This is a genomic window from Aeromonas sp., from assembly GCF_050633025.1.
Classification (GTDB): domain Bacteria; phylum Pseudomonadota; class Gammaproteobacteria; order Enterobacterales; family Aeromonadaceae; genus Aeromonas.
On the sequence record NZ_JBODRQ010000212.1, the window covers coordinates 1 to 3,741 of the forward strand.

Sequence of the window (3,741 nt, forward strand, 5' to 3'; positions counted from 1 at the left end):
AAGAGACCCGCGCTGGCGGGTCTCTTTGCTTGCTGGCTTGCTGGCTCAGGAGCCGTGGTGCAGTTGCGACTGCTGGTAGTTCTCCAGCCCGATGCGATCGATAAGGTCTAGCTGGGTCTCCAGCCAGTCCACGTGCTCCTCCTCATCTTCCAGGATCTCCTGGAACAGGTCGCGGCTGATGTAGTCCTGCACCGACTCGGCATAGGCGATGGCTACCTTGAGGTCGGGGATGGCATCCATCTCCAGCGAGAGGTCGCAGCGTAACATCTCTTCGACGGTCTCACCGATACGCAGCTTGCCCAGATCCTGTAAATTGGGCAGCCCTTCGAGAAACAACACGCGCTTGACCAGCTCGTCGGCGTGTTTCATCTCATCGATGGACTCGTGATACTCCTTGTGCCCGAGCGCCTTGAGGCCCCAGTCATCGTAGATGCGGGCGTGCAGGAAGTATTGGTTGATGGCAATCAGCTCATTGGCCAGCACCTTGTTGAGGTGGGCAATGATCTTGGGATCTCCTTTCATCGACAGTGCTCCTTGGTTCGTGCCTGAGGCTCCGATCGTTAGAGCTTAGTCCAGAAAAGTGACAACAAGAGGTCTGGCGGGCCAGCTCGCCTGAGAAAAGGGGTGACCCTGTTGGCGGGTCGCATCAGAAAAGAGGTGTCCGGATCAGGCCACTTCGTAGTAGAGCACGGGTTGCTCCTGCTCCATCTTGTCGAGTTCGGTGGCGATAATCTCCATGGTCATGCGCACGCATTTGCCACATTGGGCGCCCACCTCGAGCGACTGCTTGAGCTGGCGGAATTCGCTTTTACCTGACTGCACCGCTTTGCGGATCTGGGTATCTGTGATGCCGCGGCACAAACAGACGTACATGATGATCACCTCTTGTGGAATGAGATGAAATCTAAATGAGAATAGTTCGTAGTGCAAATAACCATTGGTAATAAGATCCCCTGCTTGCCACTGTGCAACCCCTTGGGGACAATGCTGGCAACCAGAGGAGATCACCATGCTCAAGAAACTGTTCAGCGCCCTGTTCGGGGGCGAGCCGACCAAGGCGCCGGAAGTCACTCCCACCGAATATGCCGGCTATCTCATCTATCCGGAGCCCATGGCGGAAGGGGGCCAGTATCGGTTAGCGGGGCGCATCACCAAGGAGCTGGATGGCGTGTTGCAAACCCATCGTTTCATCCGCTCCGATCTGTTTGCCAATCCGGCCGATGCCGAGCGTTTCATGGTGCAGAAGGCCCACACCTTTATCGATCAGATGGGAGATCGCATGTTCGAGCCCCGCAAACCGGCTGACAGCCAAGCTTCATGACACTGCAAGAGGTCACCCTGCTGCGCGAGGCGCTGGCCCGCGCCGGTGAGCGGCGCCTGATCTGGCTGGAGGGGGAGGAGGCCGAGTGCATTGCCCGCGCTCAATCCCTGCTCGGTGAGACCATTTTTTGGCTGGGTGCCGGGCCCGAGTGTTATGCCCCGCAACCCGCTGCCAAGGCGCTGCAGCGGCTCGGTCAGGAGTGTGACACGCTGGTGTTCAACGCCTTCAGCGGCTTTCATCCCGATGCCTTCGGGGCGCTGGCGGGTACTCTGTGCGCCGGTGGCTTGCTGTTGCTGCTGACGCCGCCCAGAGCACAGTGGCCTGCATGGCCGGATCCTGACCGGATCCGGCTGGTGGCCCAGCCGGAAGAGGCGAGCCGGGCCGGTCACGGTTTTATCGCCCGGCTGGTGCGGTTGCTGGTAGGTGATCCTGCCCTCTCTCTGGTGCCGCCGCTTTGCTCGCAGCCGTGGCAACCGATTGGGCTGGAGCGCAGGCTGAGCTGCGATCAGACACGGGCACTGCCCGCCATCCACAAGGTGTTGCACGGTCATCGCCGTCGGCCGCTGGTGCTGAGCGCTGACCGCGGTCGTGGCAAGAGTGCGCTGCTGGGGCTGGCTGCCGCCGAGCTGCTGCGCCAGCAGCCCGGGCTGAACATAGTGGTGACGGCCCCCTCGCAGGCAACGGTAGCGACCCTGTTTGCCCACGCCGCTCGCGGGCTAGATACTACGCCTGAACAGCTGACCGGACTGAGCTACTGCTCGCCGGATCGGCTGGTGCACGAGTCGATGAATCCCGATCTGCTGCTGGTGGATGAAGCGGCCGCCATTCCGACCCCGCTGCTTGAAGCCATGCTGGCCCGCCACAGCCGCATTGTGTTTGCCACCACCGAGCACGGTTACGAAGGGACGGGGCGCGGTTTTCACCTGCGCTTCAAGCGGGTGCTCGATAGCCAGACCCCGGAGTGGCAGGAGATCCACCTCGCTGAGCCCATTCGCTGGAGTGAGCGCGATCCGCTGGAGCCGCTGATCTTCCGCCTGCTCGGCCTCAATGCCGAAGTGGCAACGCCCTTGCCGCCGGCCAGCCCGAGCTGGCGTCTGGTCAGTCAGGAGGCGCTGGCGAGCGACGAGGCGTTGCTCAACCAGCTGTTCGGCCTGCTGGTGCTGGCTCACTACCAGACCACGCCGAGCGATCTCAGATCCCTGCTGGAGAGCCCGGATCTCGACATCCATCTGCTGGAGCAGGATACGAGCCTGCTGGGAGTAGCCTTGGTGGCGCGGGAAGGGGGGATAGACCCCGAGCTGGCCGAGGCGATCTGGGCCGGGCGTCGCCGTCCGCGCGGCCATCTGCTGCCCCAGTCGCTGCTGGCCCACGCCGGTTTCAAAACGGCGGGGGGGCGCAGCTACGCCCGGGTGATGCGTATCGCCATCCACCCCGAGCTGCACCGGCACGGACTGGGTTCGCTGCTGCTTGGCAAGCTTGAGGAGCACTATCGTCAGATTGGCATCGACTACCTCGGCTCGGCCTTTTCGGCCAGCGCCGACCTGCTTCCTTTCTGGCGCAAGGCTGGGTTGACGGTGCTGCGCATCGGCCTGCAGCGGGATGCCGCCAGCGGCTGCCACGCAGCCCTGCTGCTCAAAGCGCTGAAACCCGAGCATGAGATCGAGTTGAATCAATGGCAGCAGCGTTTTGTACGCCAGCTGCCGACCCTGCTGGCAGGCGAGTTGAGCGCGTTGGATCCCGAGTTGGTATGGCAATGCCTGCAAGGCAGTACCGTTACCGCGCCGGAGTTTGGTGAGTTCGAGCGCGATGAGATTGAGTGCTTTGCCCATCATCACAAGCCGCTCGAACTGAGCCAATCCAGCCTGCAGTTGTGGCTGGCGCGCAATCTGGCTGTGCTGGGTTCACTGACTCCTGACGAACGTGCTCTGCTGATTGCCCCCATCTGGCAATATGCCGACTGGGGGGCGCTGGCTGCGAGGTTGCAACTGGCGGGCAAGCCCGCCGTGATCAAGAGCTTGCGGGCGCTGCTGGCGCGTCTCTTGAGTTCCTCTACCACTCGATAGGTTTGCCCTGCCAGTCGAGAAAGCTCAGTTCACCATCCGGTTGCAGCCGGTTCATCAGGTTAATCAGATGGTCGGCTACCAGCTCGGGACTCTGCACATTTCCTGGCGGTACATTGGCGTGAAATGGGCGGGATAGTTGGGTATCTACGGTGCCGGGATGGAAGGCCAGCAATTTGACGCCGGGGGCCCGCCGGGCCAGCTCGATGGCGGCACACTTGAGCAGCATGTTGAGGGCGGCCTTGGATGCGCGATAGCCATACCAGCCGCCCGCTCGGTTGTCGCCAATGCTGCCGACCCGAGCGCTGAGAACGGCCAGAGTGCAAGGCTCGCGGCCAAACAGCGGTAACAACTGGCTGA

The 3,741-nt window shown here is 62.2% G+C and carries 5 protein-coding genes; 2 read left to right on the top strand and 3 right to left on the bottom strand.

All coding sequences use genetic code 11. From position 1 onward, the window contains the following. Positions 1-45 precede the first annotated feature (45 nt). Complete coding sequence (gene bfr, locus ACRAUW_RS17335) at positions 46-522, bottom strand: bacterioferritin (RefSeq protein WP_005354959.1); 477 nt, start codon at positions 520-522, stop codon at positions 46-48. 144 nt (positions 523-666) lie between these two features. Beyond that, positions 667-873 carry a bacterioferritin-associated ferredoxin gene (locus tag ACRAUW_RS17340; protein WP_043826011.1) on the bottom strand — a complete coding sequence of 69 codons (207 nt, stop codon included), beginning with the start codon at positions 871-873 and terminating at the stop codon, positions 667-669. Between the two features lie 136 nt (positions 874-1,009). Between ACRAUW_RS17340 and ACRAUW_RS17345 the strand changes: the two genes are divergently transcribed. Next, positions 1,010-1,321 carry an HlyU family transcriptional regulator gene (locus tag ACRAUW_RS17345; protein WP_005354958.1) on the top strand — a complete coding sequence of 104 codons (312 nt, stop codon included), beginning with the start codon at positions 1,010-1,012 and terminating at the stop codon, positions 1,319-1,321. Beyond that, a complete protein-coding gene (locus tag ACRAUW_RS17350; protein WP_431363269.1) occupies positions 1,318-3,384 on the top strand; it encodes a tRNA(Met) cytidine acetyltransferase TmcA in 2,067 nt (688 codons plus the stop codon). The genes ACRAUW_RS17345 and ACRAUW_RS17350 overlap by 4 nt, the downstream gene beginning before the upstream one ends. Here the strand turns inward: ACRAUW_RS17350 and ACRAUW_RS17355 are convergent. Continuing rightward, a partial coding sequence (locus ACRAUW_RS17355) for an SDR family NAD(P)-dependent oxidoreductase (protein WP_431363270.1) occupies positions 3,371-3,741 on the bottom strand: 371 nt, incomplete at its 5' end. The two genes, ACRAUW_RS17350 and ACRAUW_RS17355, sit on opposite strands and share 14 nt — an antisense overlap.

Coding starts and splice junctions, on each gene's coding strand:
- bfr (WP_005354959.1), bottom strand. CDS start 522: ATGAAAGGAGATCCCAAGATCATTGCCCACCTCAACAAGGTGCTGGCC.
- ACRAUW_RS17350 (WP_431363269.1), top strand. CDS start 1,318: ATGACACTGCAAGAGGTCACCCTGCTGCGCGAGGCGCTGGCCCGCGCC.
- ACRAUW_RS17340 (WP_043826011.1), bottom strand. CDS start 873: ATGTACGTCTGTTTGTGCCGCGGCATCACAGATACCCAGATCCGCAAA.
- ACRAUW_RS17345 (WP_005354958.1), top strand. CDS start 1,010: ATGCTCAAGAAACTGTTCAGCGCCCTGTTCGGGGGCGAGCCGACCAAG.